Annotated in this window: 24 protein-coding genes; 3 read left to right on the forward strand and 21 right to left on the reverse strand. The window is 74.1% G+C overall.

Annotated features, from left to right (window positions below):
* Positions 1 to 91 precede the first annotated feature (91 nt).
* The 14 genes from ACVCAH_RS21465 to pyrR form a co-directional block, all read right to left on the reverse strand.
* A complete protein-coding gene (locus tag ACVCAH_RS21465; RefSeq protein WP_447137961.1) occupies positions 92 to 2,158 on the reverse strand; it encodes a primosomal protein N' family DNA-binding protein in 2,067 nt (688 codons plus the stop codon).
* Positions 2,159 to 2,217: 59 nt separating this feature from the next.
* Positions 2,218 to 3,411 (reverse strand): methionine adenosyltransferase, encoded by a 1,194-nt coding sequence (metK, locus tag ACVCAH_RS21470; protein ID WP_447137962.1) that lies wholly within the window; start codon positions 3,409 to 3,411, stop codon positions 2,218 to 2,220.
* 90 nt (positions 3,412 to 3,501) lie between these two features.
* Positions 3,502 to 4,710, reverse strand: coding sequence for a bifunctional phosphopantothenoylcysteine decarboxylase/phosphopantothenate--cysteine ligase CoaBC (gene coaBC, locus ACVCAH_RS21475; RefSeq protein ID WP_447137963.1), 1,209 nt, complete (start codon positions 4,708 to 4,710; stop codon positions 3,502 to 3,504).
* Positions 4,711 to 4,724: 14 nt separating this feature from the next.
* On the reverse strand, positions 4,725 to 4,988 hold the full coding sequence (rpoZ, locus tag ACVCAH_RS21480; protein WP_007075826.1) for a DNA-directed RNA polymerase subunit omega: 264 nt from the start codon (positions 4,986 to 4,988) through the stop codon (positions 4,725 to 4,727).
* 38 nt (positions 4,989 to 5,026) lie between these two features.
* The gene (locus ACVCAH_RS21485) at positions 5,027 to 5,569 is read right to left on the reverse strand and encodes a guanylate kinase (RefSeq protein WP_447137964.1); all 543 of its coding nucleotides are present in this window, start codon (positions 5,567 to 5,569) and stop codon (positions 5,027 to 5,029) included.
* 25 nt (positions 5,570 to 5,594) lie between these two features.
* On the reverse strand, positions 5,595 to 5,912 hold the full coding sequence (mihF, locus tag ACVCAH_RS21490; RefSeq protein ID WP_088994797.1) for an integration host factor, actinobacterial type: 318 nt from the start codon (positions 5,910 to 5,912) through the stop codon (positions 5,595 to 5,597).
* Positions 5,913 to 6,090: 178 nt separating this feature from the next.
* On the reverse strand, positions 6,091 to 6,927 hold the full coding sequence (gene pyrF, locus ACVCAH_RS21495; protein WP_447137965.1) for an orotidine-5'-phosphate decarboxylase: 837 nt from the start codon (positions 6,925 to 6,927) through the stop codon (positions 6,091 to 6,093).
* A 77-nt stretch (positions 6,928 to 7,004) separates the two neighbouring features.
* The gene (locus tag ACVCAH_RS21500; protein ID WP_447137966.1) at positions 7,005 to 8,279 is read right to left on the reverse strand and encodes an adenosylmethionine--8-amino-7-oxononanoate transaminase; all 1,275 of its coding nucleotides are present in this window, start codon (positions 8,277 to 8,279) and stop codon (positions 7,005 to 7,007) included.
* A 231-nt stretch (positions 8,280 to 8,510) separates the two neighbouring features.
* Positions 8,511 to 9,554, reverse strand: coding sequence for a quinone-dependent dihydroorotate dehydrogenase (locus tag ACVCAH_RS21505; RefSeq protein WP_447137967.1), 1,044 nt, complete (start codon positions 9,552 to 9,554; stop codon positions 8,511 to 8,513).
* The gene (gene carB, locus ACVCAH_RS21510; protein ID WP_447137968.1) at positions 9,551 to 12,931 is read right to left on the reverse strand and encodes a carbamoyl-phosphate synthase large subunit; all 3,381 of its coding nucleotides are present in this window, start codon (positions 12,929 to 12,931) and stop codon (positions 9,551 to 9,553) included. Before carB ends, ACVCAH_RS21505 begins: the two co-directional genes overlap by 4 nt.
* Positions 12,924 to 14,087 carry a glutamine-hydrolyzing carbamoyl-phosphate synthase small subunit gene (gene carA, locus ACVCAH_RS21515; RefSeq protein ID WP_447137969.1) on the reverse strand — a complete coding sequence of 388 codons (1,164 nt, stop codon included), beginning with the start codon at positions 14,085 to 14,087 and terminating at the stop codon, positions 12,924 to 12,926. Before carA ends, carB begins: the two co-directional genes overlap by 8 nt.
* Positions 14,088 to 15,365 carry a dihydroorotase gene (locus ACVCAH_RS21520; RefSeq protein ID WP_447137970.1) on the reverse strand — a complete coding sequence of 426 codons (1,278 nt, stop codon included), beginning with the start codon at positions 15,363 to 15,365 and terminating at the stop codon, positions 14,088 to 14,090.
* The gene (locus tag ACVCAH_RS21525) at positions 15,362 to 16,288 is read right to left on the reverse strand and encodes an aspartate carbamoyltransferase catalytic subunit (RefSeq protein WP_447137971.1); all 927 of its coding nucleotides are present in this window, start codon (positions 16,286 to 16,288) and stop codon (positions 15,362 to 15,364) included. Before ACVCAH_RS21525 ends, ACVCAH_RS21520 begins: the two co-directional genes overlap by 4 nt.
* Positions 16,285 to 16,869 (reverse strand): bifunctional pyr operon transcriptional regulator/uracil phosphoribosyltransferase PyrR, encoded by a 585-nt coding sequence (gene pyrR, locus ACVCAH_RS21530; RefSeq protein ID WP_447137972.1) that lies wholly within the window; start codon positions 16,867 to 16,869, stop codon positions 16,285 to 16,287. The genes ACVCAH_RS21525 and pyrR overlap by 4 nt, the downstream gene beginning before the upstream one ends.
* A 283-nt stretch (positions 16,870 to 17,152) precedes the next feature.
* Between pyrR and bldD the strand changes: the two genes are divergently transcribed.
* Positions 17,153 to 17,641 carry a transcriptional regulator BldD gene (bldD, locus tag ACVCAH_RS21535; RefSeq protein WP_013285505.1) on the forward strand — a complete coding sequence of 163 codons (489 nt, stop codon included), beginning with the start codon at positions 17,153 to 17,155 and terminating at the stop codon, positions 17,639 to 17,641.
* A gap of 88 nt (positions 17,642 to 17,729) precedes the next feature.
* On the opposite strand, the gene nusB is transcribed toward bldD, so the two are convergent.
* The 5 genes from nusB to ACVCAH_RS21560 form a co-directional block, all read right to left on the reverse strand.
* Positions 17,730 to 18,140, reverse strand: a complete 411-nt coding sequence (gene nusB, locus ACVCAH_RS21540; protein WP_447137993.1) for a transcription antitermination factor NusB — start codon at positions 18,138 to 18,140, stop codon at positions 17,730 to 17,732.
* A gap of 23 nt (positions 18,141 to 18,163) precedes the next feature.
* Positions 18,164 to 18,721: an elongation factor P gene (gene efp / locus ACVCAH_RS21545; protein ID WP_111245702.1), complete on the reverse strand. Its 558-nt coding sequence runs from the start codon at positions 18,719 to 18,721 to the stop codon at positions 18,164 to 18,166.
* Between the two features lie 408 nt (positions 18,722 to 19,129).
* Positions 19,130 to 19,561 carry a type II 3-dehydroquinate dehydratase gene (gene aroQ / locus ACVCAH_RS21550; protein WP_447137973.1) on the reverse strand — a complete coding sequence of 144 codons (432 nt, stop codon included), beginning with the start codon at positions 19,559 to 19,561 and terminating at the stop codon, positions 19,130 to 19,132.
* Complete coding sequence (gene aroB / locus ACVCAH_RS21555) at positions 19,558 to 20,631, reverse strand: 3-dehydroquinate synthase (protein WP_447137974.1); 1,074 nt, start codon at positions 20,629 to 20,631, stop codon at positions 19,558 to 19,560. Before aroB ends, aroQ begins: the two co-directional genes overlap by 4 nt.
* A gap of 10 nt (positions 20,632 to 20,641) precedes the next feature.
* Positions 20,642 to 21,640 (reverse strand): helix-turn-helix transcriptional regulator, encoded by a 999-nt coding sequence (locus ACVCAH_RS21560; RefSeq protein ID WP_447137975.1) that lies wholly within the window; start codon positions 21,638 to 21,640, stop codon positions 20,642 to 20,644.
* 81 nt (positions 21,641 to 21,721) lie between these two features.
* Here ACVCAH_RS21560 and ACVCAH_RS21565 point away from each other — a divergent pair, with 81 nt between their 5' ends.
* Complete coding sequence (locus ACVCAH_RS21565) at positions 21,722 to 22,450, forward strand: alpha/beta fold hydrolase (RefSeq protein ID WP_447137976.1); 729 nt, start codon at positions 21,722 to 21,724, stop codon at positions 22,448 to 22,450.
* A gap of 34 nt (positions 22,451 to 22,484) precedes the next feature.
* On the opposite strand, the gene ACVCAH_RS21570 is transcribed toward ACVCAH_RS21565, so the two are convergent.
* Positions 22,485 to 23,000: a shikimate kinase gene (locus tag ACVCAH_RS21570; protein ID WP_447137977.1), complete on the reverse strand. Its 516-nt coding sequence runs from the start codon at positions 22,998 to 23,000 to the stop codon at positions 22,485 to 22,487.
* Positions 22,997 to 24,175, reverse strand: a complete 1,179-nt coding sequence (gene aroC, locus ACVCAH_RS21575) for a chorismate synthase (RefSeq protein ID WP_447137978.1) — start codon at positions 24,173 to 24,175, stop codon at positions 22,997 to 22,999. Before aroC ends, ACVCAH_RS21570 begins: the two co-directional genes overlap by 4 nt.
* A 119-nt stretch (positions 24,176 to 24,294) precedes the next feature.
* Here aroC and ACVCAH_RS21580 point away from each other — a divergent pair, with 119 nt between their 5' ends.
* Positions 24,295 to 25,560, forward strand: a complete 1,266-nt coding sequence (locus tag ACVCAH_RS21580) for a cation:proton antiporter (protein WP_447137994.1) — start codon at positions 24,295 to 24,297, stop codon at positions 25,558 to 25,560.
* Positions 25,561 to 25,603 lie beyond the last annotated feature (43 nt).

A 25,603-nucleotide genomic window follows, 5' to 3' on the forward strand; every position in this document is an offset into this window, starting at 1 on the left:
GCCAGCGGTTTCCCGGACACCGGGTGCGACCAGGGCGGGTGGCGGCCCGGATCCGCGACCCGGTGACCCGGTGGCCGGGCGGCCGGCGCGCTCAGAAGAGCGTCAGCGGGTCGACCTGGAGGCGGACCGGGTCGGCGGCCTTGCGGGCGGTGCGCACCCCGGCGGCGGAGTGCAGCGCCTCCGCCAGCGCGGCGGCCCGGGCCCGGGGCACCCGGACCAGCATCCGCTCCTTCTCCCCGTCGGCCGGCACCGGCCCGAGCAGCTCGGCGTCCGCCGGCAGCCGCGTCTCGGCCAGCAGGTCGGCGACCGCGGCCGGCGGGCCGGTCACGCTGGCCATCCGCACCGCCGGCGGGAAGCCCAGCTCGCGCCGCTCGGCCAGCTCCCGGCCGGCGAACCAGGCGGCGTCCCAGCGCAGCAGCGCCTGGACCGGGGCCAGCGCGCCGTCGGCGACCACCACCACCCGGCCGCCGGCCGCGGCGGGGCGGGCCAGCGCGGCGGCGGCCAGCCAGCGGCGCAGCGCCTCCTCCCCGGCGCGCAGGTCGGCCCGGGTGAGCAGGGCCCACGAGTCGAGCAGCAGCACCGCGCCGTAGCCCCCCTCGACCACCGGCTCGGCGCCCGGGGTGGCGATCACCAGGCCGGCGCCGGCCGGCACGGCGGCGAGCACCTCCTCCCGCCCCGAGGTGCGGACCGGCACGCCGGGGAAGGCCCGCCCCAGCTCCTCGGCGGTGCGCCGGGCGCCGGTGACCGAGGCGCGCAGCCGCCGCCCGCCGCACTCCGGGCAGGCGTACGCGGCGGCGACCCGGCCGCACCAGCGGCAGGCGGGGGTGCCGGCGGCCGACGGCAGGGCGAGCGGGCCGGCGCAGTGCGGGCAGCGCGCCGGGGTCCGGCAGTCGGCGCAGGCCACCGCGGGCAGGTAGCCGCGGCGGGGCACCTGGACCAGCACCGGCAGGTCGGCCCGCAGCGCGTCTCGGGCGGTGGTCCAGGCGAGGCTGGGCAGCCGGGCGGTGGCGGCCTGCGGGTCGCGGGCCAACTGAGGATCGTCGCCGGTCGGCGCTATCGCCGGCATCCGGGCCCGGAGGGTGGCCCGGTCGGCCACCACCTCCCGGGCCCAGCCGGTCTCGACCAGCAACTGCGCCTCGGCGGTGCGGGCGTACCCCCCGACCAGCGCGGCCGCCTCGCCGAGCTGGGCGCGGGTGAGCAGCACCTCCCGGGCGTGCGGGTAGGGGGCCCGCGGCTCGGCGTGCAGGTCGTCGCCGTCGTCCCAGATGGCGACCAGGCCGAGCCGGTCGACCGGGGCGAACATCGCCGCCCGGGTGCCGATCACCACCGGCACGTCGCCGCGCCGGGCGGCGAGGAACGCCCGGTAGCGCCGGGCGGGACCGAGCGCGGCGGAGAGGCAGACGTGCCGCCCGAGGCCCAGGGTGGCGGTCAGGGCGGCGTCGAGGCGGTCCAGGTCGCGGTTGTCGGCGACCACCACCACCGCGCCCCGGCCGCCGGCCACGGTCGCGGCGACCGCCTCGGCGTAGCGGGCGGGCCAGTCCTCCCCCGGCAGCGCCGAGAAGACCGCCCGGGGCGCCCGGCCGTCGGCCAGCGCCCGGAGCAGGGCCGGCCCGGCCGGATAGTCCCGCCAGCCGTCCGGGTCGTGCGGGGCCACCGGGCCGACGGGCTCCGCCGCGGCCTCCGACCCGGCGGGCTCCGGCGCGGCATCCGGGCCGCCGGGCTCGGCCGCGGCGTCCGAACCGCCGGGCTCCGGCACGGCAGCCGGGTCGGCGGGCTCCGGGCCAGCGCCGTCCGGCGCGGCGGACTCGCCGCCGGGCGCGAGGCCGGCCCGGGCGCGGACGTCCTTCTCCACCCGGGCGTGCCGGGGCGGCACGGCCAGGCGGAGCACGTCGGCGAGGCTGCCGGCGTACCGGTCGGCGACCGCGCGGGCCAGCCGGGCGACCTCCGGGGCCAGCACCGGCTCCGGCGAGACCACCTTCTCCAGGTAGGCCAGCCGCCCGGTGTGCCCGGAGTCGTCGCCCCGGGACAACAGCCAGCCGTCGACCAGCTGGCCGGCGAAGCGGACCTTCACCCGCACCCCCGGGGCCGCGTCGGCGTCCAGCTCGGCCGGCACCAGGTAGTCGAAGGGCCGGTCCAGGTGGGCCAGCGGTACGTCCACGCAGACGCGAGCGACCGGCGACCCGTCCGCGGGTCGCCGGTCGCTGCGCCTGGTGCCGGTCAGGCTCCCGCGGCCGACTTGAGGTCGGCGGCCCGGTCGGTGCTCTCCCAGGTCAGGTCGGGCAGTTCCCGGCCGAAGTGGCCGTACGCTGCGGTCTGCCGGTAGATCGGGCGGAGCAGGTTGAGGTCCCGGATGATGGCGGCCGGGCGGAGGTCGAACACCTCGGTCACGGCCTTCTCGATCGAGGAGACCGGCACCGTCTCGGTGCCGAACGTCTCGATGAAGAGGCTGACCGGGTGCGCCTTGCCGATCGCGTACGCGACCTGCGCCTCGCACCGCTCGGCCAGGCCGGCGGCCACCACGTTCTTGGCCACCCAGCGCATCGCGTACGCCGCCGAGCGGTCCACCTTCGACGGGTCCTTGCCGGAGAAGGCGCCACCGCCGTGCCGGGCGTAGCCGCCGTAGGTGTCGACGATGATCTTGCGGCCGGTCAGGCCGGCGTCACCCATCGGGCCACCGATCTCGAACCGGCCGGTCGGGTTGACCAGCAGCCGGTAGCCCTCGGTGTCCAGCCCGAGGCTCTCCAGCTCCGGGGCGATGACGTGCTCGCGCACGTCGGGGGTGAGCAGCGACTCCAGCGAGATGTCCGCGGCGTGCTGGCTGGACACGACCACCGTGTTGAGCCGCACCGGGCGCAGACCGTCGTACTCGATGGTGACCTGGGTCTTGCCGTCCGGGCGCAGGTACGGGATCGTGCCGTCCTTGCGTACGGCGGAGAGGCGGCGGGCCAGCCGGTGCGCGAGCGCGATCGGCAGCGGCATCAGTTCGGGCGTCTCCGAGCAGGCGAAGCCGAACATCATGCCCTGATCACCGGCACCCTGCGCGTCCAGGGCGCTCTCCGAGGCGCCGGTGCGCAGCTCGAAGGCGTTGTCGACGCCCTGGGCGATGTCCGGGGACTGGTTGCCGATGGAGACGCTCACGCCGCACGAGGCCCCGTCGAAGCCCTTCTTCGACGAGTCGTAGCCGATCCCGAGGATGGTCTCCCGGACGATGGTCGGGATGTCGGCGTACGCCTTGGTGGTGACCTCGCCGGCCACGTGCACCTGGCCGGTGGTGATGAGGGTCTCCACCGCGACCCGGCTGTGTGGGTCCTGACTGAGCAGCGCGTCCAGGATCCCGTCACTGATCTGGTCGGCGATCTTGTCCGGGTGGCCTTCCGTGACCGATTCGGACGTGAAGAGGCGGCGTGTCACGGCACTCCTAAGCTAAGGAAAAGTCGTTCCGCGGCAGTGTAGTCACCACCGTCCGCGGAGCGCGCGCTGGTCAGCGTTCGGTACCAACGGTCAGGAAGGACCGGCCAGCCGGGTCACCACGAGGTCCCAGACGCCGTCGGCGAGATCCTCCTTGGACTGCTCGGGCATCCGGCTGACCGAGCCGTCCGCGCCGATGACGGTCGCCGCGTTCGTCTCGGCGCCGAAGACCTTGTCCGGCCCGACCTCGTTGATCACGATGAGGTCGGCTCGCTTGCGGGCGAGCTTGGCCCGGCCGTTGGCCTCGGCGTCGCCGGTCTCGGCGGCGAACACCACCAGCACCTGCTCCGGCCGACGGCGCTGCCCCAGCTCGGCGGCGATGTCCGGGTTGGTAACGAGCTCGATGGTGGGCGCGCTGCCGTCGTCCGACTTCTTGATTTTGCCAGTCGCGTAGGTCGCCGGCCGGAAATCGGCCGGAGCGGCCGCCATCACCACCGCGTCGGCCGCGTCGGCCGCGGCGAGCGTGGCCTGGCGCAACTCCTCGGTGGTGCCGACCCGGACCAGGTCCACGCCGGCCGGATCCGGCAGCCCGACGTTGGCCGAGATCAGGGTGACCCGGGCCCCCCGGGCGACGGCGGTGCGGGCGAACGCGTAGCCCTGTTTGCCGGAGGACCGGTTGCCCAGGAAGCGGACCGGGTCCAGCGGCTCCCGGGTGCCGCCGGCGGTGACCACCACCCGGCGGCCGGCCAGGTCGGCCGGGGCGGCGACACCACGGGTGAGGGCCCGGCGGGCGACCGCGAAGATCTCCGCCGGGTCGGGCAGCCGGCCCTTGCCGGTGTCCGCCCCGGTGAGCCGGCCGACGGCGGGCTCGATGACCCGCACGCCCCGGGCGCGCAGGGTGGCGACGTTGGCGACGGTGGCCGCGTGCTCCCACATCTCGGTGTGCATGGCGGGCGCCAGCACCACCGGGCAGCGGGCGGTGAGCAGGGTGTTGGTGAGCAGGTCGTCGGCGAGGCCGTGGGCGGCCTTGGCGAGCAGGTCGGCGGTGGCCGGCGCGACCACCACCAGGTCGGCCTGCTGGCCGAGGCGCACGTGCGGCACCTCGTGCACGTCCGACCAGACCTCGTCGGCGACCGGCTGCCCGCTCAGCGCCGCCCAGGTCGGCGCCCCGACGAAGCGGAGCGCCGACGCGGTCGGCACGACCCGGACCCGGTGGCCGGACTCGGTGAACAGCCGCAGCAGCTCGCACGCCTTGTAGGCGGCGATGCCGCCACCGACCCCGAGGACGATCCGGGCGGACATCGACGCGCGGCGGGTTACGGCTGGTCGGTCGGCTCGGCGGTGAGCAGGCCCGCGTTGATCTCGCGCATGGCGATGGAGAGCGGCTTCTCCTGGGGGGTGGTCTCGACCAGCGGGCCGACGTACTCCAGCAGGCCCTCACCGAGCTGGCTGTAGTAGGCGTTGACCTGACGCGCGCGCTTGGCCGCGAAGATGACCAGCGCGTACTTCGACGTCGTCTTCTCGAGGAGCTCGTCGATCGGCGGGTTGGTGATGCCTTCGGGGTTGGCGATGGATCCCACGAATTAACCTCTGCGTCTGGAGAACCGCGCGGACGCGGCTACGTCACCCGACCGCTCAGCGGCGAACGGGCCGGAGCCGGTAAGGAAGAACCGAGCAAGCCTACCAGCTCGGTGACCACCCGCTCGGTCAGGTCGTGCACCACGACGGCGTCGGTCTCCGCCAGGGTGGCCGGCGCCGGCCGGAAACCGGGCGGGACGAGCAGGACGAGGCAGGCGTCGGGGACCACGGCCCGGACGCCGATCGCGCCGGGCAGGTCGAGCGGGAGCAGCACCGGCTGCCCGGCGGCCAGCCGGGCGCGCACCGGCGCCGCGGGGGTGCCGCGCGCGTACGGGCCGATCCGGCTCCACTCCAGCAGTTCGCCGGCCGCGGCCATCCGGTCGAACTCGGCCGGGTCGCAGAAGAGCCGGTCGGTGCCGGGTCGCTCGCCCGCGCGGGGCTGGCGGGTGGTGGCCGGCACCGGGGTCCACACGGCGGGAGAACGCGCCCGGACCAGCTCGACGACACTCTCCCGGCCGGTGCCCGAAGGTCCGGCCAGGACAGTGAGCCGAGCCGCCGGGCGCGCCTCGCCTTCCGTGCTCACTGCTTGTTTCTACACGCCGCCAGGCTCAGTTGGCGGAGAACTCTCCAAGCAGTGCCTTGCGCTGCTGCTCGCCGAGACCACGCAGGCGACGGCTGTCGGCGATCTTGAGCTTCTCCATGATCTGGGTGGCCCGGATCTTGCCGATACCCGGCATCGCCTGCAGGACGGCGGACACCTTGAGCTTGCCGACGACGTCGTCGGACTCGGCCCGCTCGAGGACGGCTCCGAGGGTGGTCTTGCCCTGCTTGAGCTGCTCCTTCAGCTCAGCGCGGGCCTTGCGGATCTCCGCAGCCTTCTCCAGCGCGGCTGCGCGCTGCTCGGGGGTCAGTGACGGGAGCGGCACCAGTACTCCTCAGGTCCCTATCGCGACGGGCGGGACGCACCGCCGCATCTGTGAAACGTGGTGTCGCTGTGAACCAAGGGGTTCGTGGTTCCCAGCGCGGGGAAAACTAGCGGTCAACGGAGCTTTCGGCAACGTGGGCGCGCCATGATCACCACAAAGTGACCGAGCCGTCAGTCAGTCAACGGGCAGCCAGGACGGCCCGGCAGCCGGCCAGCGCGCGCTCCGCGGCGGCCCGCAGCGCGGCCACGTCCGGGCCCGCGCCCAGCACCTCCCGGGAGTACGAGGGCAGCACCGCGGGCAGGCTGGAGCCGAACACCACGCGCAGGTCCGCGGCGGTGGCGCCCTGCGCGCCGAGGCCCGGAGCGAGCAGCGGACCGTTCACCGCGGAGAGGTCGTGGCCGGTGTCGCCGATCGTCGCCCCGACCACCAGACCGAAGCTGCCGAGCGGCTCCGCACCCGCGTTGAGCTGGGAAATCTCGTCGATCACGGTCTGCGCCACGGTCCGCCCGTCGGCCGCCCGGGCCCGCTGCACGGCGGCTCCCTCCGGGTTGGAGGTGAGCGCCAGCACGAAGACCCCTCCGCCGTGCGCGGCGGCCAGCTCGAACATCGGAGCGAGCGAACCGACCCCGAGGTACGGGCTCGCGGTAACCGCGTCGGCATACAAGGGGCTGGATGGATCAAGGTACGCGGCGGCGTACGCGGCGACCGTCGAGCCGATGTCGCCACGCTTGACGTCAAGCAGAACGAGCGAACCGGAATCCCGTAACTGTCGGATAGTTGACTCAAGAATTTCGACACCCCGGGAGCCGAACCGCTCGAAGAAGGCCGACTGGGGCTTGACCACCGCAACCCGGTCACCGAGGGCCTCCACGACGGTCCGGGCGAACCGGTCGAGTCCGGTCACGTCGTCGGGCAGCCCCCAGCGGGCCAGCAGCCCCGGGTGCGGGTCGATGCCCACGCAGAGCGGGCCCCGTTCGGTGACGGCCCGGTGCAGGCGGGCGCCGAAGCTCTCCACGTCTCTTCCTCTCCTCGCTCCTCGCGCGGGCCGCGTCGGCCGCCCGCGTACCCGGCCCGGGTTCCCGGACCGGGCGGTCAGCCGGCCTTCACCGCGGCCGCCACGCCGGCCGCGATCCGGGCCAGGTCGGCGTCGTCGGTGACGTACGGCGGCATGGTGTAGACCAGGTCGCGGAACGGGCGCAGCCAGACGCCCTGCCCCACCGCGGCGGCCGTGGCGGCGGCCAGGTTCACCTCGTGGTCCAGCTGGACCACCCCGATCCCGCCCAGCACCCGCACGTCGGCCACCCCCGGCGCGCCGCGCAGCGGCTCCAGGCCGGCCCGCAGCCCCGCCTGGAGCCTCGCCACCTCCCTCGCCCAGTCGCCGGTCCGCAGCAGGCCGATGGAGGCGTTGGCGACCGCACAGGCCAGCGGGTTGCCCATGAACGTCGGGCCGTGCGCCAGCACGCCGGCCGCGGAGATGCCCCGGGCGATCTCCGGGGTGCACAGCGCCGCGGCCAGGGTGAGGTAGCCGCCGGTGAGCGCCTTGCCCACGCACATCACGTCCGGCGTCACCCCGGCGTGCTCGGCAGCGAACATGGTGCCGGTCCGGCCGAAGCCGGTGGCGATCTCGTCGAAGATCAGCAGCACCCCGTGCTCGCGGGTCACCTCGCGCAGCACCCGCAGGTAGTGCGGGTGGTGGAAGCGCATCCCGCCGGCGCCCTGGACCACCGGCTCGACGATCACCGCGGCCAGTTCGTGGGCGTGCCGCTCCACCGCGTCGACCAGCGCCGCCTCGTACGCCGGGTCCGGCGGCGTGTCCAAGCCGCCCGGCGGGATCGGGGCGAAGACCTGCCGGGGCAGCACGTCGCCCCAGAGGTGGTGCATGCCGCCCTCCGGGTCGCAGACGCTCATCGGGTGGAACGTGTCGCCGTGGTAGCCGCCCCGCCAGGTGCCCAGCCGGCGGCGCTCCGGCCGGCCGGTGGCCCGTTGGTACTGCAGGCACATCTTGACCGCGACCTCGACGCTGACCGAGCCCGAGTCGCACAGGAAGACCCGCTCCAGCCCGTCCGGGGCCAGCTCCACCAGCGTCTGCGCCAGCCGCACCGCCGGTTCGTGGGTGAGCCCGCCGAACATCACGTGGCTCATCCGGCCGAGCTGGTCGGTCACCGCCGCGTCCAGCACCGGGTGCCGGTAGCCGTGGATCGCCGCCCACCACGACGACATCCCGTCGACCAGTTCCCGGCCGTCGGCCAGCCGCAGCCGTACGCCCTGCGCGCCGTCGACCACGTACGGCGGGCTGGCCGGCGGCAGCGCCGCGTACGGATGCCAGACGTGCGCCCGGTCCGCGGCCAGGATCTCGTCGGGTGTCACGCGCGCTCCCTCGTAGCCTCGTCGAATGCGCTGCCGGCGGACCCGACCTGCCACCCGAGCCCTTTGCTCTGCTTCAACGGACGCACAGGTCGCTGCCCCAAAATGTTGCGTGGAGTGAAGCAGAGCAAAGGGCGCCGGCGGGGGTCCCTCCTGGTTGCTGTCCTCTCACCCCGCGCCGGGCGCGGCCGGCGGACTCCGTCGCCGCGGGTCGGACCCCGCCGGGACGGCGGCTCACCGGCTCGCGGTCCCGGCCGGCGCGGGAGCGGCGGCCGACGCCCGGGCCACCGCCCGGACCAGGGCCGGGCCCCGGTAGATGAAGCCGGTGTAGAGCTGGACCAGGCTGGCGCCGGCGTCGAACATCCGGGCCGCGTCATCCGGGTCCACGATGCCGCCGACGCCGACGATCGGCAGCCGGCCCCCGGTCTCTCGGTGCACGAAGGCGACCACCTCCCGGGCCCGGGCGGCGAGCGGCCGCCCGGAGAGCCCGCCGGCCTCCGCGCCGCGCGGCCGGTCCGCCGGGGCCAACCCGTCCCGGGCGAGCGTGGTGTTGGTGGCGATCACCCCGGCCGCGCCCCGGGCCAGGCAGACCTCCAGCAGCTCGGCGATGGCCGGCTCGGTCAGGTCCGGGGCGATCTTCACCAGCACCGGCTTCTCCCCCACCAGCGCGGCGAGCAGCGCGTCCAGGTGCCCCCGGTCCTGCAACGCCCGCAGCCCGGGTGTGTTCGGCGACGAGACGTTGACCGCGAAGTAGTCGCCGTGCCCGCGCAGCGCCCGGTAGGAGGCCTGGTAGTCCGCCACCGCCTCGTTTAGCGGGGTCACCTTGGACTTGCCGAGCGAGATGCCCAGCGGCACGCCCAGCGGGCGGGGCAGCGCCGCCAGCCGGGCCGCGAGGGCCGCCGCCCCGGCGTTGTTGAAGCCCATCCGGTTGACCACGGCCTCGCTGGCGCGCAGCCGGAACAGCCGGGGCCGGGGGTTGCCCGGCTGCGGGTGCGCGGTGACCGTGCCGACCTCCACGAAGCCGAAGCCCAACGCCGGCCAGGCGGGCAGCGCGACGCCGTCCTTGTCCATCCCGGCGGCGAGCCCGACCGGGTTGGGGAACTCGACCCCGAACACCGTGCGCGGCGCCCGGACGGCGTACCGGGCGCGCAGGGCGGCCAGCGCCGCCGGCCGGCGGGAGAGTCCCGCCAGCCGGCGCAGCGTCCACTCGTGCGCCGCCTCGGCGTCCCCGCCGCCGATCCGGAACAGCCCCGGCCGCACCGCCCGCTCGAAGATCACTGCTCGGCCCGCAGCGCGGCGTGCAACTCCTGGAGGGGGCGGACCTGCATGTCGCCGCGGATACGGGCCTCGATGCCCATCACCGCCGCCGCCGCGCCGGGCACGGTGGTGATGCACGGGATGTCGGCGGTGACGGCGGCGCTGCGGATCTCGTAGCCGTCCGAACGGGCGCTGGCCCCCGAGCCCTGCGGCGTGTTGATCACCAACGCCACGTCGCCGCCGAGGATCAGCGAGACCGCGTCCTCGCCCTCGCCGGCCTCGTAGTGCTTGCGGATCTGCTCGCAGGCGATGCCGTGCCGGCGCAGCACCTCGGCCGTGCCGGTGGTGGCGACGATCTCGAAGCCGAGGTCGGCCAGGCGCTTGACCGGGAAGATCATGCCGCGCTTGTCCCGGTTGGCGACCGAGACGAAGATCTTGCCGCCGGTCGGCAGCGAGCCGTACGCCGCCGACTGGCTCTTCGCGAAGGCGTGCCCGAAGGCGGTGTCGATGCCCATCACCTCGCCGGTCGACTTCATCTCCGGGCCGAGCAGCGAGTCCACGCCCTTGCCGGTGGGGGTGCGGAACCGCTTGAACGGCAGCACCGCCTCCTTCACCGCGATCGGGGCGTCCGCCGGCAGCGAGCCGCCGTCCCCGCCGGCCGGGAGCAGCCCCTCGGCGCGCAGCTCGGCGATGGTGGCGCCGAGCGCGATCCGGGCCGCCGCCTTGGCCAGCGGCACCGCGGTGGCCTTCGAGACGAACGGCACCGTCCGGGACGCGCGCGGGTTCGCCTCCAGCACGTAGAGCACGTCGTCCTTGAGCGCGTACTGCACGTTGAGCAGGCCACGCACGCCGATCCCCCGGGCGATCGCCTCGGTGTACCGGCGGACCTCGGCCAGGTGCGAGCCGGCCAGGGTGATCGGCGGCAGCGCGCAGGACGAGTCGCCGGAGTGGATGCCGGCCTCCTCGATGTGCTCCATCACCCCGCCGAGGTAGACCTCTCCGTCGGCGTCGCAGAGCGCGTCCACGTCGATCTCGATCGCGTCGTCGAGGAAGCGGTCCACCAGCACCGGGTGGTCCGGCGAGATCTCGGTGGCCCGGCCGATGTAGTCGCGCAGCGTCGGGTCGTCGTAGACGATCTCCATGCCCCGGCCGCCCAGCACGTACGAGGGCCGCACCAGCACCGGGTAGCCGATCTCCTCGGCGATCGCCTTCGCCTCGTCGTACGAGGTGGCCATGCCGTGCGCCGGCGCACGCAGCCCGGCCCGGGCCAGCAGCGCGCCGAAGGCGCCCCGCTCCTCGGCCAGGTGGATCGACTCCGGCGAGGTGCCGACCACCGGCACCCCGGCGTTCTTCAGCCGCTGGGCCAGCCCGAGCGGGGTCTGCCCGCCGAGCTGCACGATCACCCCGATCACGCCGGGGCCGCCGGCGGCCTTGCCGGAGGTGTCCTCGGCGTGCCAGACCTCCAGCACGTCCTCGAAGGTGAGCGGCTCGAAGTAGAGCCGGTCGGCGGTGTCGTAGTCGGTGGAGACCGTCTCCGGGTTGCAGTTGACCATGACGGTCTCGTAGCCGGCGGCGCCGGACCCGGCGGCGGCGACGACCGGCGCGGTGCGCAGCGCCATCACCGCGTGCACGCAGGAGTAGTCGAACTCGATGCCCTGCCCGATCCGGTTCGGCCCGGAGCCGAGGATCAGCACCTTGGGCCGGGCCGAGCCGACCACCTCGGTCTCCTGGTCGTACGAGGAGTAGTGGTAGGGGGTGACCGCGGAGAACTCGGCCGCGCAGGTGTCCACCGTCTTGTAGACCGGGCGGATGTCGAGGCGGTGCCGCAGGGTGCGTACCCCGTCCTCGGCCGCCAGCTCCGGACGCAGCGCGGCCAGCTGCCGGTCGGACAGACCGGCCCGCTTCGCCCGGCGCAGCAGGTCGGCGTCGAGCACCGGGGCGGCGACGATCTCGGCGCGCAGTTCGACGAGGGCGGCGATCTGGTCCAGGAACCACGGGTCGATCCCGCCGGAGGCCGCGGTGACCTCGGCGATCGACGCGCCCAGCCGCAGCGCCCGCTCCACCGTGTAGAGCCGCCCGTCGTGCGGCATCCGCAGCGCGGCGAGGGTGTTCTCCTTCGTCGCGCCGGCCGGGTCGGGCTGGGTCCAGAACCCGGCCGCCTTGGTCTCCATCGAGCGCATCGCCTTGTTCAGCGCCTCGGTGAAGTTGCGCCCCAGGCTCATCGCCTCGCCGACCGACTTCATCGTGGTGGTCAGCTCCGGGTCGGCGCCGGGGAACTTCTCGAACGCGAACCGCGGGATCTTCACCACCACGTAGTCCAGCGTCGGCTCGAACGCGGCCGGGGTCTTCAGGGTGATGTCGTTGGGGATCTCGTCGAGGGTGTAGCCGATGGCCAGCTTCGCGGCGATCTTCGCGATCGGGAAGCCGGTCGCCTTCGACGCCAGCGCCGAGGAGCGGGACACCCGCGGGTTCATCTCGATCACCACGATCCGGCCGTCGGCCGGGTTGACCGCGAACTGGATGTTGCAGCCGCCGGTGTCCACCCCGACCTCGCGCAGCACCGCGATGCCCAGGTCGCGCAGGCGCTGGTACTCCCGGTCGGTCAGGGTCATGGCCGGGGCGACGGTGACGCTGTCGCCGGTGTGCACGCCCATCGGGTCCACGTTCTCGATGGAGCAGACCACCACCACGTTGTCGTGACGGTCGCGCATGAGTTCGAGCTCGTACTCCTTCCAGCCGAGCACGCTCTCCTCGATGAGCACCTCGTGCACCGGGCTGGCGGCCAGCCCGGCGCCGGCGATCCGGGTCAGCTCCTCGGGGGTGTGCGCCATGCCGGAGCCCAGGCCGCCCATGGTGAACGACGGCCGGATCACCACCGGCAGGCCCAGCTCGGCGACGGTGGCCTCGACCTCGTCCATCGAGTGGCAGACCCGGGACCGGGGCACCAGGCCGGCCGGGTCGTCGAGGCCGAGCCGGACACCGGCCTTGGCCACGATGTCCTTGAACAGCTGCCGGTCCTCGCCCCGGCGGATCGCCTCGATGTTCGCGCCGATCAGCTCGACGCCGTACTTCTCCAGCACGCCGGACTCGTGCAGGGCGACCGCGGTGTTCAGCGCGGTCTGCCCGCCGAGGGTGGGCAGCACGGCGTCCGGGCGCTCCTTGGCGATGACCAGCTCGACGAACTCCGGGGTGATCGGCTCGACGTACGTGGCGTCGGCGAACTCCGGGTCGGTCATGATCGTCGCCGGGTTCGAGTTGACCAGGCTGACCCGGATCCCCTCGCTGCGCAGCACCCGGCAGGCCTGGGTGCCGGAGTAGTCGAACTCGCAGGCCTGCCCGATCACGATCGGCCCGGAGCCGATCACCAGGATGTGCTTGAGGTCGGTCCGCTTAGGCATTCGTGCGCCCCTCGCTGTGGTTGCGGCCCTCGATGAGCTCGGCGAAGCGGTCGAAGAGATACTCCGCGTCGTGCGGGCCGGCCGCCGCCTCCGGGTGGTACTGGACGGTGAAGGCGGGCACGTCCTTCGCCCGCAGCCCCTCGACCACGTTGTCGTTGAGGCAGACGTGACTGACCTGGACACCGCCGAACCCGGTCTCGATCACCTGGTCGGGCACCACCGCGCCCTGCCGCGCGCCCGGGACCTCGACCGCGAAGCCGTGGTTGTGGCTGGTCACCTCGACCTTGCCGGTGGCCCGGTCGAGCACCGGCTGGTTGATTCCGCGGTGGCCGTAGCCGAGCTTGTAGGTGCCGAAGCCCAGCGCCCGGCCGAGGATCTGGCTGCCGAAGCAGATGCCGAACAGCGGGATCTCGCGGCGCAGCACCTCCCGGGCCAGCGCGACCGGCCCGTCCGCGGTGGCCGGGTCGCCGGGGCCGGGTGAGAAGAAGACCGCGTCGGCGCCGGTGGCCAGCAGGTCATCGATGGTCGAGCCGGCGGGCAGCACGTGCGTGGTGACCCCGCGCGCGGCCAGCCGGCGCGGCACGTTGCGCTTGATGCCCAGGTCCAGCGCGGCCACCGTGTACCGGTGCTCGCCCTCGGCGGCGACCACGTACGGCTTGGCGGTGCTCACCTCGGCGGAGAGGTCGGCGCCGACCATCGGCGGGGACTGCCGGACCCGGGCCAGCAGCGCCCGCGGGTCGGTCTCCACGCTGGAGACCCCGACGCGCATCGCGCCGCGCTCGCGCAGGTGCCGGGTCAGCGCGCGGGTGTCCACCCCGCTGATGCCGACCACGCCCTCGGTGGCGAGCCGGTCCTCCAGCCCACCGGTGGCCCGCCAGTTGGAGCCGATCCGGGCCGGGTCGCGGACCACGTAGCCGGCCACCCAGATCCGGCCGGACTCGTCGTCCTCGCCGTTGACGCCGGTGTTGCCGATGTGCGGCGCGGTCTGCACCACCACCTGCCGGTGGTAGGAGGGGTCGGTCAGGGTCTCCTGGTAGCCGGTCATGCCGGTGTTGAAGACCGCCTCACCGAAGGTCTCGCCGACGCTGCCGTACGCCTCGCCGTGGAACGTCCGCCCGTCCTCCAGCACCAGGATCGCGGGCCTGCGCTTCGTCATCTACTTGACAGCCTTTCCGTCCAGGACCGTCGGCTCGCCGCAGAGGAAGGTCGCCACGATGCGACCCGGCAGCGTCATGCGGGCGTACGGGGTGTTGCGGCTGCGGCTGGCCAGTTCGGCCGGCTCGATCACCCGGCGGGCGGCCGGGTCGACCAGGGTCAGGTTGGCCGGCGCGCCGGGGGCCGGGTCGATGCCGTGCGAGTCCAGCCCGGCGATCCGGGCCGGGATGCGCGACATCCGCTCGGCGATCAGGTCCCACTCCGGGCCGAGCACGTCGAGCGCGATCGACAGCGCCGTCTCCAGGCCGAGCATGCCCGGCCGGGCGTACGCCCACTCGCACTCCTTGTCCTCCACCGCGTGCGGGGCGTGGTCGGTGGCGATGATGTCGATCACCCCGTCCACCAGCGCGGCGCGCAGGGCGGCGACGTCGGCGGCGGTGCGCAGCGGCGGGTTGACCTTGTAGACCGGGTCGTAGGTCTCGGCGCGCTCGTCGGTCAGCAGCAGGTGGTGCGGGGTCACCTCGGCGGTGACCCGGACCCCGCGGGCCTTCGCGTGCCGCAGCACCTCGACGCTGCCGGCGGTGGAGACGTGGCAGACGTGCAGCCGGCTGCCCACGTGCTCGGCGAGCAGCACGTCCCGGGCGATGATCGCCTCCTCGGCCACCGCCGGCCAGCCGGTCAGCCCGAGGCGGGTGGAGACCTCCCCCTCGTGCATCTGCGCGCCCTCGGTCAACCGGGGCTCCTCGGCGTGCTGGGCGATCACCCCGTCGAACGCCTTGACGTACTCCAGCGCCCGGCGCATCAGCCGCGGGTCGGCCACGCAGTGCCCGTCGTCGGAGAAGATCCGTACCCGGGCCGCCGAGTCGGCCATCGCACCCAGTTCGGCCAGCCGCTCGCCGGCCAGCCCGACGGTGACCGCGCCGATCGGCTGCACGTCCACCAGCCCGGCCTGCCGGCCGAGCCGCCAGACCTGCTCGACCACGCCCGCGGTGTCGGCCACCGGCGAGGTGTTGGCCATCGCGCAGACCGCCGTGTAGCCGCCCAGGGCGGCGGCCCGGGAGCCGGACTCCACGGTCTCGGCGTCCTCCCGGCCCGGCTCGCGCAGGTGGGTGTGCAGGTCGACCAGGCCCGGCAGCGCGACCAGTCCGGTGGCGTCGACCACCGTCGCGCCGGCGGCGGTCAGCCCGGCGCCGGCCTCGGCGACGACGCCGTCGCGGATCAGCAGGTCGGTTGGCGCGGCCCCCACCACGCTGACCCCCTTGATCAGGTACGTGGTCATGAGTTGTTCCCCCCGAGCAGCAGGTAGAGGACGGCCATCCGGACGGAGACCCCGTTGGCGACCTGTTCGACGATGGTGGAGCGGGGCGAGTCGGCGACCTCCGGCGTGATCTCCATGCCCCGGTTCATCGGGCCGGGGTGCATGACGATCGCGTGCTCGGGCAGCCGGCGCATCCGCGGGCCGTCCAGGCCGTAGCGGCGGGCGTACTCGCGGGCGGACGGGAAGTAGGAGTCGTTCATCCGCTCCCGCTGCACCCGCAGCATCATCACCACGTCGGAGGCGGGCAGCACCGCGTCCAGGTCGTAGGAGACGGCGGTGCCGGGAGCGAGCGCCTGCGCGATGTCGACCGGGATCAGCGTCGGCGGCCCGACCAGGGTCACCTTGGCGCCGAGGGTGGACAGCAGCAGCACGTTGGAGCGGGCCACCCGGCTGTGCAGCACGTCCCCGACCACCGCCACCGACAGGCCGGCGAGCCGGCCCAGCCGGGCGCGCATGGTGTACGCGTCCAGCAGCGCCTGGGTGGGGTGCTCGTGGGTGCCGTCGCCGGCGTTGACCACCGAGCCGTCGACCCAGTTGGCGAGCCGGTGCGCGGCGCCGGAGGCGGGGTGGCGCACCACCACCGCGTCGGCCCCCATCGCCTGCAGGGTCAGCGCGGTGTCCTTCAGGCTCTCGCCCTTGGCGACGCTGGACCCCTTGGCGGAAAAGTTGATCACGTCGGCGCTGAGCCGCTTCGCCGCCGCCTCGAAGGAGATCCGGGTGCGGGTGGAGTCCTCGTAGAAGAGGTTGACCACGGTGCGGCCGCGCAGCGCGGGCAGCTTCTTGACCTCGCGGCCGGCGACGGTGGCCATCTCGGCCGCGGTGTCCAGGATCTGGGTGGCGGTGGCGGCGTCCAGGTCGCCGCCGGAGAGCAGGTGCCGGATCATGCGGGCGTCCCCCCGTACAGCTTGACCTCGTCGGCGCCGTCGGTCTCGGCGAGCGTCACCTTGACGCTCTCGGCCAGCGAGGTCGGGATGTTCTTGCCGACGTAGTCGGCGCGGATCGGCAGTTCCCGGTGGCCGCGGTCGACCAGGACGGCGAGCTGCACCGAGGCCGGGCGGCCGACGTCGTTGAGCGCGTCCAGGGCGGCCCGCACGGTGCGGCCGGAGAAGAGCACGTCGTCGACGAGGACGACCCGCTTGCCGTCGATGCCGCCGGGCGGCAACTGGGTGGGCCCGACCGCGCGGGTGGCGTGCCGGCGCAGGTCGTCGCGGTAGAGGGTGATGTCGAGCACGCCGACCGGGACGGCCACGTCCTCGAAGGTGCTGATCCGGGCGGCGAGCCGCTTCGCGAGCGGGGCGCCCCGGGTGGGGATGCCGAGCAGTACGGTGTCGGCGGCGCCCTGCGTCTTCTCGAGGATCTGGTGGGCGATCCGGTCGACCACGCGCTGGACGTCGGCGCTGGTGAGGATCACCTTCACCGAGGGTTGTCGGGCGATCGGCGACCGGGCAGCCGGTGGGTAGGCCACGGCGGACCTCCTTCCCCGCCTCACGGGACGGGTCGTTAAAGGACGTCGGAACCTCCCGCCGCACCGCACCCGGCCCGGCGAGGGCTTCAGCCACGTTACCAGTGGTCACGGCCCGGACCGCCGCCGGCCACTGAGCACCTGGTCAGCCCGGCGAAATGGGGATAACTCCCCCGGCGTACCCAACGGGAAGGTCACGACCACTTGACCAGGTGTCGCAATCCCCGTACCGTCACGCTCCGTAGCGATAGCTGGGAGAACCCCGAGCAGCACTGGGAGTGTCCGAATGCCCTCTGAATACGCCAAGTCGCTGGGCGCCCGCCTGCGCTCCATCCGCCAGCAGCAGGGCCTGTCCCTGCAGGGGGTGGAGGAGAAGTCGAACGGGCGGTGGAAGGCGGTGGTGGTCGGCTCGTACGAGCGCGGCGACCGGGCCGTCACGGTGTCCAGGCTGGCCGAGCTGGCCGACTTCTACCGAGTTCCCGTCTCGGAGCTGCTGCCCGACGGCAGCGGGGTGCGCCACGAGCCGACCAGCAAGATCGTCCTGGACCTGGAGCGGCTCTACGACGAGGCCTCGGAGGACCTGGCCTACGTCGCCCGGTACGCCCGTGCCATCCAGCAGCAGCGCGGCGACTACAACGGCCGGGTGCTCTCCATCCGCGCCGACGACCTGCGCGCGCTGGCGATCGTCTACGACGCCTCGCCGTCCGGCCTGATCGAGCGGCTGACCGAGCACGGTGTGCTGGTCGCCGACCCGCGGGCCTTCTTCGCCTCCTGACCGCTGTCGCACCGAAGGGGCCCGTGCCGTCCGGCACGGGCCCTTTCGTGGTCGGTGTCGCTTCACCCGGGCGGCGGACCGGCCGCGGTCAGCGGGTGGCGTACTCCGCGATCCGGCCGAGCACGCCGTTGAGGAAGCGCGGCGAGTCGTCGGTCGACATCTGCCGGGCCAGCTCCACCGCCTCGCTGATCGCCACCGCGTCGTCGATCTCGTCGACGTAGAGCAGTTCGTAGACGGCGGTCCGGGCCAGGTTGCGGTCGACCGCCGGCATCCGGTCGAGCGTCCAGCCCTCGGCGTAGCTCGCGATCAGCTCGTCGATCCGGTCGAGGTGGGCGGCGACGCCCTCGACCAGGCTCACCGTGTAGTCGAGGTGCTCCGGGCGGGGCTTCTCGATCCGCTCGAGGTAGCCCGCCAGCACCTCCACCGGCGGCCGGTCGCGCAGGTCGGCCTCGTAGAGCACGTCCAGCGCCCGCTTGCGCGCCTTGCGGCGCGCCGGCATCTGCTGTTTGGGACCCTCGGCCATCAGGCGCGGCCGAGGTAACGGCCGTCGCGGGTGTCGACCTTGATCTTCTCACCGGTGGTGATGAAGAGCGGCACCTGCACGGTCGCGCCGGTCTCGACGGTGGCCGGCTTGTTGCCGCCGGTGGAGCGGTCGCCCTGCAGGCCGGGCTCGGTGTAGGTCACCTCGAGCACGACGCTGGTGGGCAGCTCGATGTAGAGCGGGACGCTCTCGTGGGTGGCCACCGTCGCCTCGGCCTCGGGCAGCAGGTAGTTGGCCGCCTCGCCGACGGTGCCGCCGGGGACGGTGATCTGGTCGAAGGTCTCCAGATCCATGAAGACGTAGTCCTCGCCGTCGGCGTAGAGGTACTGCATCGTGCGCTTGTCGACGGTCGCGGTCTCGACCTTGGTGCCCGCGTTGAAGGTCTTGTCGACGACCTTGCCGGAGAGCACGTTCTTCAGCGTGGTACGCACGAACGCACCACCCTTACCGGGCTTGACGTGCTGGAACTCGACGACGGACCAGAGTTCCCCGTCGAGGTTGAGTACCAGGCCGTTCTTCAGGTCGTTGGTGGTGGCCATTTCCTGCCTTGATCATCAATTGGCGGACAGACCTGCAAAGTCTACTAGCTGCGCCATTCCCGTGGCTCGTGCCGTCAGCGCCCGGTCGGGGGCCGTCGCCCGTCCGCGTCCGCCAATCGCCACCCACCGTGCAACTTCCCGGCCCCACGCTCCCCCTTTGCTCTGCAGCCCCGGATGCACCGGTCACTCTCCGCGACGGGTAGCGTGCGGCCGCCCTTCCGCCGGGAGCCATGAAAGGCCCAGCTCAACGCCGTGGCGCGGAGGCGGCTGCAGAGCAGAGGGGCCGAGGATGGCGTGGTTCGCGCGTGACAGATGTCACCGGCCGTAACCGGCATCGAGAGCGTCATGCCCCGCGAGCGCCGGGCCTGACCGGCCACGCCGTCGGTGCGGCACCGTGGCGTCCCGAGGTCAGGAACGCGCGCCGGCCAGGTGGTGCAGGGCCAGGCGGTAGCCGTCGACGCCCAGCCCGCAGATCACCCCGGTGGCCACCGCGGAGACCACCGAGTGGTGCCGGAACTCCTCCCGGGCGTGGATGTTGGAGATGTGCACCTCGATCAGCGGCCCGCGGAGCATCGCGCAGGCGTCCCGGACCGCGTACGAGTAGTGCGACCAGGCGGCCGGGTTGAGCACCACCGCCGCGCCCTCGTCGGCGGCGGCGTGCAGCCAGCCGAGCAGCTCGTGCTCGGCGTCGGTCTGCCGGACCGTCACGTCCAGGCCGAGTTCCCGGCCGGTCGCCTCGCAGAGCGCCACCAGGTCGGCGTAGGTGGTGGCGCCGTAGACGGCCGGCTCGCGGGTGCCGAGCCGGCCCAGGTTCGGCCCGTTCAGCACGTGGACCTTCATGACCCGATCTCGCGGTAGGCGGCGTGCAGCAGCTCGTCGTCGGGGCCCTCCAGGATCGCCGGCCGGGCCAGCCCGTCCAGCACCACGAAGCGCAGCCGGTCGCCGCGGGCCTTCTTGTCCACCCGCATCGTGGCCAGCAGCTCCGGCCAGGCGTCCGCCCGGTAGCCGGTGGGCAGGCCGAGCGCCGCCACGGCGGTCCGGTGCCGCCGCGCGGTGGCCTCGTCGAGCCGGCCGGCGAGCCGGGCCAGCGTGCCCGCGTAGACCAGGCCGACGGCGACCGCGTGCCCGTGCCGCCAGCGGTAGCCCTCCACCTTCTCGATCGCGTGGGCGAGGGTGTGGCCGTAGTTGAGCACCTCGCGCACCCCGGACTCGCGCAGGTCGCCGGAGACCACGTCGGCCTTGACCCGGATCGCCCGCTCGATCAGCTCGCGGGCCATCGGGCCGGTCGGGTCGACGGCGGCGGCCGGATCCCGCTCGACCAGCTCCAGGATCACCGGGTCGGCGATGAACCCGCACTTGACCACCTCGGCCATGCCGGCGGCCAGCTCGGCCGGAGGCAGGCTGTCCAGGGTGGACAGGTCGCAGATCACCCCGGCCGGCGGGTGGAAGGCGCCGACCAGGTTCTTGCCGGCCGCGGTGTTGATCCCGGTCTTGCCGCCCACCGCGGCGTCGACCATGCTCAGCAGGGAGGTGGCCACCGGCACCCAGCGCACCCCGCGCAGCCAGCAGGCCGCGACGAAGCCGGCCAGGTCGGTGACCGCCCCGCCGCCGATCCCGACCACCCCGTCGTCGCGGGTGAACCCGGCCTCGCCGAGCCGGTCCCAGCAGGTGGCGGCCACCTCGAGCCGCTTGCCCGCCTCGGCGTCCGGCACGTCGATGAGCAGCGGCCGGACGCCGGCGGCGCGCAGCCGCTCGCCGAGGGCGTCGGCCAGGGCCTTGAGCGGGGGCGCGTAGAGCAGCGCCACCCGGGTCGCGCCGGGCAGCAGCCGCAGCGGGTCGAGCAGGTCGCGTCCCACCAGCACGTCGTACGGCCGCTCGCCGCCGACCGGGATCCGGGTCACCTCGTCCATCGCCGGCAGCCTAGTCCAGGCCCGGTCCGGCGGGTGGCGACTGTCCATCCGGTGGTCGGGCCGCCCAGTCGGCGAGCCGCCGGGCGTGCGCGGCGACCGCCTCGCGCAGCGCGTCCGGGCGGACCACGGTGAACGGCCAGCCGAGGCCGGCGAGCATCTGGGCCATCCCGTCCAGCCGCTCGACCCGGGCGCGCAGCAGCACCCCGTCGGCGGTCGGGGTCAGCTCGGCCACGCTGGGCGGGACCCGGCGTCGGGCGCTGGCCGGATCGGTCTCCAGCAGCACCTCGACGTCGTGGGCGTACGGCACCCCGGCCAGCGACCGGGTCACCTGGGCCACCGGGTCGAACCCGGCCGGCACGTCGAAGGTCTCTCCCTCCGCCACCACCTCGCCGATCCGGTCCAGCCGGAAGGTGCGCACCTCGCCGCGCAGGTGGTCGTGGCCGGTGACGTACCAGCGGCCGGCGTGGAACACCAGGCCGTACGGGTCCAGCCGGCGGTGCGACGCGGCGCCGGCGAAGGAACGGTAGTCCAGCCGCACCCGGCGCCGCTGCCGGGCGGCCGCGGCCAGGGCGAGCAGCGTCCCGGTGGCCGGCCGGGCGGCGTCCTCGGCGCGACGCAGGGTGAACCCGAGGTGCTCCTGCACGGCGGCGAGCCGGTCGGCGAGGGTCGGTGGCAGCACCCGGCGGATCTTCGCCAGCGCGGTGGCCGTGGCCGGTTCCTCGGTGCCCAGCCCGAGCCGTTCGGCGGCGACCAGGCCGAGCAGCACGGCCACCGCCTCGTCGTCGGTGAGCATCAGCGGCGGGAGTTTGTAACCGGGGCGCAGCCGGTAACCGCCGTACCGGCCACGATCGGCGATCACCGGGATGCCGAGGTCGACCAGGGTGGTGGCGTAGCGGCGCACGGTCCGCTCGTCGACCCCGAGGCGGGCGGCCAGCTCGGCGCCGGTGAGCCGGTGGTGGCTCTGCAGCAGCTCCAGCAGCCCGAGCACCCGCCCGGCCGGATGTGACACGGGACACTCCTCGAATCCGGGCAGAAATCGTCCGGATTAAATCGTACGGTATCCCCGGACCGACGAGAGAGGGAGATCCAGATGGCGACGTTCGTGCTGGTGCCGGGGTTCTGGTTGGGCGGCTGGGCGTGGCGGGAGGTGACCGCGACGCTGCGCGGGCAGGGCCACGAGGTCTACCCGGTGACGCTGACCGGGGTGGCCGAGCGGGCCCACCTGGCCGGTCCCGAGGTGGGCCTGGAGACGCACACCACCGACATCGTCCGGCTGATCGAGGTGGAGGACCTGCGCGACGTGCTGCTGGTCGGGCACTCCGGCGGCGGCCTGCCGGTGACCCTGGCCGCGGACCGGATCCCGGACCGGATCGCCCGGGCGGTCTACGTGGAGAGCGGGCCGATGCCCGAGGGGATGTCCCAGTTCGACAGCCACCCGCCGGAGGAGCAGGAGCGGCTGCGCGCGCAGATCGGCGCCGGGCACCTGCTGCCGCCGCCCGCCTGGGATCCGGCCGAGGACCCGGAGAACCTCGCCGGCCTCGACGACACCGCGCTCGGGCTGCTGCGGGCGCGGGCCACGCCGCACCCGCTGCGGGCCGCCACCGACCCGGTCCGGCGCACCGGCGGGCGGGCGGTGCCGACCGCGCTGGTCGCCAGCACGTTCCCGCTGCCGGTGGTGGAGGAGATGCTCGCGCAGGGACACCCGTTCTTCGCCGGGCTGGCCGGTGGCCAGCTGCACGCCCTGCCCACCGGGCACTGGCCGATGCTCAGCGAGCCGAAGGGACTCGCCACGGTGCTCGACACGATCGCCCGGAGCTGACCCGCGGCCGGTCGCCGGCCCGGTCCGGCGCCGGTCAGCGTTTCAGCAACGCGACGATCTCGGCGGCGATCTCCTCCGGGGTCCGCCCGTCCGTGACCACCGTCGCGGTGGCCACCTCGGCGTAGAGCGCGCGGCGCTGCTCCATCAGGTGCTTGAGCGTCGCCCGCGGGTTGAGCGCCAGCAGCGGCCGGCCGGCGCCGAGCCCGACCCGCTTCACCGCGTCCGGCAGCTCGACGGAGAGGTGCACCACCGGGTGCCCGACCAGCGCGGCGCGGTTCTCCTCGGCGAGGACCGCGCCGCCGCCGAGGGCGAGCACCCCCGAGCAGGAGGCCAGCGCCGCCGCCACCGCGGCCCGTTCGAGGGTACGGAAGTGCGCCTCCCCCTCGTCGACGAAGATCTCCGGGATCGGCTTGCCGGCGAGCCGCGCGATGTCGGCGTCGGTGTCACGGAACTCGACCTCGAGAGCGTCGGCGATCGCCTGACCGACCGTGGTCTTACCGGAGCCCGGCGCGCCGACCAGCACGCACACCGGCCGGGTCGGCCCGGTCACCGGATCACCAGCGAGTCGAGGTAGCCGGCCAGGTTGCGGCGCATCTCGGCGACCGAGTCACCGCCGAACTTCTCGGTGGCCGCCTCGGCCAGCACCAGGGCGACCATCGCCTCGGCGACCACCGCGGCGGCGGGCACGGCGCAGACGTCGGAGCGCTGGTTGATCGCGGTGGCCGGCTCGCCGGTGGTGACGTCGATGGTGGCAAGCGCCCGGTTCAGCGACGAGATCGGCTTCATCGCCGCCTTCACCCGCAGCGGCTCACCGGTGGTGATGCCGCCCTCCAGCCCGCCGGCCCGGTCGGTGACCCGCCGCACCCCGGTCGCGGTGGGGATGATCTCGTCGTGCGCCTCGGAGCCCCGGGAGCGCGCCTGCTGCCAGCCGTCGCCGATCTCGACCCCCTTGATGGCCTGGATGGACATCAGCGCGGCGGCCAGCCGGGCGTCGAGCTTGCGGTCCCACTGCACGTGGCTGCCCAGCCCCGGCGGCACCCCGTACGCCAGCACCTCGACCACGCCGCCGAGCGTGTCGGCGGCCTTCTTCGCGGCGTCGACCTCGGCGACCATCCGGGCGCTGGCCTCCGGGTCGAGGCAGCGCAGCGGGTCGGCGTCGATCCGGGCGGCGTCCTCGGGGCGGGGGCGCAGCCCGGGCTTCGCGGCGACCGGACCCAGCTCGACCACGTGCGAGACGATCTCGACACCGAGCGCCTGGCGCACCAGTGCCTTGGCGACGGTGCCGACGGCGACCCGGGCGGCGGTCTCCCGGGCGCTGGCCCGCTCCAGGATCGGCCGGGCGTCGGTGTGGCCGTACTTCTGCATGCCGGCCAGGTCCGCGTGGCCCGGCCGGGGCCGGGTCAGCGGCGCGTTGCGGGCCTGCCCGGCCAGTTCCTCCGGGTCGACCGGGTCGGCGGCCATCACGGTGCGCCACTTGGGCCACTCCGAGTTGCCGACCCGGATGGCCACCGGGCTGCCCAGGGTCACCCCGTGCCGGAGCCCGCCGATGATCTCGACCTCGTCCTGCTCGAACGACATCCGGGCGCCCCGGCCGTAGCCGAGCCGGCGCCGGGCGAGCTCGCCGGCGATCTCGCCGGTGGTCACCTCGACCCCGGCGGGCACCCCCTCGAGCAGCGCGACGAGGGCGGGACCGTGCGATTCACCTGCAGTCAACCAGCGCAACACAGCGCTCAGTCTGTCACGCCCGGTGGCCGCCCCGACGCCGTGCCCGGCGCGTCCCGCCCACCGGACGGGCGCCCCGTCTTGCGTCGAATCCGTACGATCATGGCGGCGCGCCGGGAAGTCTGGTCGGCAGGTACGTCGTCGACCCATTCCGGGAGTCACCGGTGCTGCTCTTCGCCTTCGCGGCGGTCCTGCTGCTGGCCGTGCTGCTCTCCAGCCTGACGCACCGGACCATCCTCTCCACCGCGGTGCTGTTCCTGGTCGCCGGGTTCGTGCTGGGCCCGGAGACCACCGGGGTGCTGGACATCGCCGCCGACTCGCCGACCGTGGCGACCCTGGCCCAACTGACGCTGTTCGCCGTGCTCTTCACCGACGGCATGCGGCTCGGCTGGGCGGACCTGCGGTCGGCCTGGCGGCTGCCCGGCCGGGCGCTGGGCTGGGGGCTGCCGCTGACCCTGCTGATCACGGCGCTGCTGGCCCACTACGTCGCCGGGCTGGACTGGCCGGAGGCCCTGCTGATCGGGGCGATCCTGTCCCCCACCGATCCGGTCTTCGCCGCGGCGCTGGTGGGCAACGAGCGGGTGCCCGGCCGGCTGCGCCGCCTGCTCAACGTCGAGTCCGGCCTCAACGACGGGCTGGCGCTGCCCTTCGTCATCCTGTTCCTGGCCGTGGCCGCCGGCGCCGAGGACCTGCACCTGGACAAGCTGGGGCTGGAGCTGCTGCTCGGCGTGGTGATCGGGGTGGCGGTGCCGTGGCTGGCGCTGCGGCTGGAGCGGCTGCCGTTCTTCTCCGCCTCCACCCAGTACGAACCGCTGAACGCGGTGGCGATCGGCCTGCTGGTGCTGGCGCTGGGCCAGGTCACCCACGCCAACCTGTACCTCGCCGCGTTCGCCGCCGGCATCACGGTGGCCACCTTCGGCGAGCGGCAGCGGGAGAGCTTCGAGCACTTCGGCGAGCTGCTCGCGGAGCTGTTCAAGCTGGCCGCCCTGCTGGTGTTCGGCGCGCTGATCTCATTCCAGTTCCTCGGCGAGATCAACTGGTCGGGGTGGGTCTTCGCGGTGCTCGCCATCGTGGTGGCCCGGCCGGCCGCGCTGGCCGTGTCGTTCCTCGGCTCGCACCTGACCCGCACCGAGCAGTTCGCCGCGATGTGGTTCGGCCCGAAGGGCTTCGCCTCGGTGGTCTACAGCCTGCTGGTGCTGGAGGCCGCCATCCCGGCCGCCGACGAGGTCTTCCACCTGGTGGCGCTGACCGTCGTGCTGTCGATCCTGGCGCACTCCTCGACCGACCTGGTGGTCGCCCGGATCTTCGACCCGGCCACCACGCCGGCCTGGTACGAGCGGCTGCGCCAGGCCTCGGAGCAACGGCGGGACCGGCGCCGGGAGCGCTGACCGCCGGCACCCGGACGGCGACGCCCCGGTGGCGCGCCCGCCC

Source organism: Micromonospora sp. LZ34 (assembly GCF_052981855.1).

What these genes read in the sequence shown, in the direction of transcription:
- efp (WP_111245702.1), bottom strand. Translation starts at nt 18,721, where the DNA reads ATGGCCACCACCAACGACCTGAAGAACGGCCTGGTACTCAACCTCGAC.
- carA (WP_447137969.1), bottom strand. Translation starts at nt 14,087, where the DNA reads ATGACGAAGCGCAGGCCCGCGATCCTGGTGCTGGAGGACGGGCGGACG.
- bldD (WP_013285505.1), top strand. Translation starts at nt 17,153, where the DNA reads ATGCCCTCTGAATACGCCAAGTCGCTGGGCGCCCGCCTGCGCTCCATC.
- aroQ (WP_447137973.1), bottom strand. Translation starts at nt 19,561, where the DNA reads ATGAAGGTCCACGTGCTGAACGGGCCGAACCTGGGCCGGCTCGGCACC.
- carB (WP_447137968.1), bottom strand. Translation starts at nt 12,931, where the DNA reads ATGCCTAAGCGGACCGACCTCAAGCACATCCTGGTGATCGGCTCCGGG.
- coaBC (WP_447137963.1), bottom strand. Translation starts at nt 4,710, where the DNA reads ATGTCCGCCCGGATCGTCCTCGGGGTCGGTGGCGGCATCGCCGCCTAC.
- aroB (WP_447137974.1), bottom strand. Translation starts at nt 20,631, where the DNA reads ATGGACGAGGTGACCCGGATCCCGGTCGGCGGCGAGCGGCCGTACGAC.
- nusB (WP_447137993.1), bottom strand. Translation starts at nt 18,140, where the DNA reads ATGCCGGCGCGCCGCAAGGCGCGCAAGCGGGCGCTGGACGTGCTCTAC.
- ACVCAH_RS21565 (WP_447137976.1), top strand. Translation starts at nt 21,722, where the DNA reads ATGGCGACGTTCGTGCTGGTGCCGGGGTTCTGGTTGGGCGGCTGGGCG.
- ACVCAH_RS21525 (WP_447137971.1), bottom strand. Translation starts at nt 16,288, where the DNA reads ATGATCCGGCACCTGCTCTCCGGCGGCGACCTGGACGCCGCCACCGCC.
- ACVCAH_RS21520 (WP_447137970.1), bottom strand. Translation starts at nt 15,365, where the DNA reads ATGACCACGTACCTGATCAAGGGGGTCAGCGTGGTGGGGGCCGCGCCA.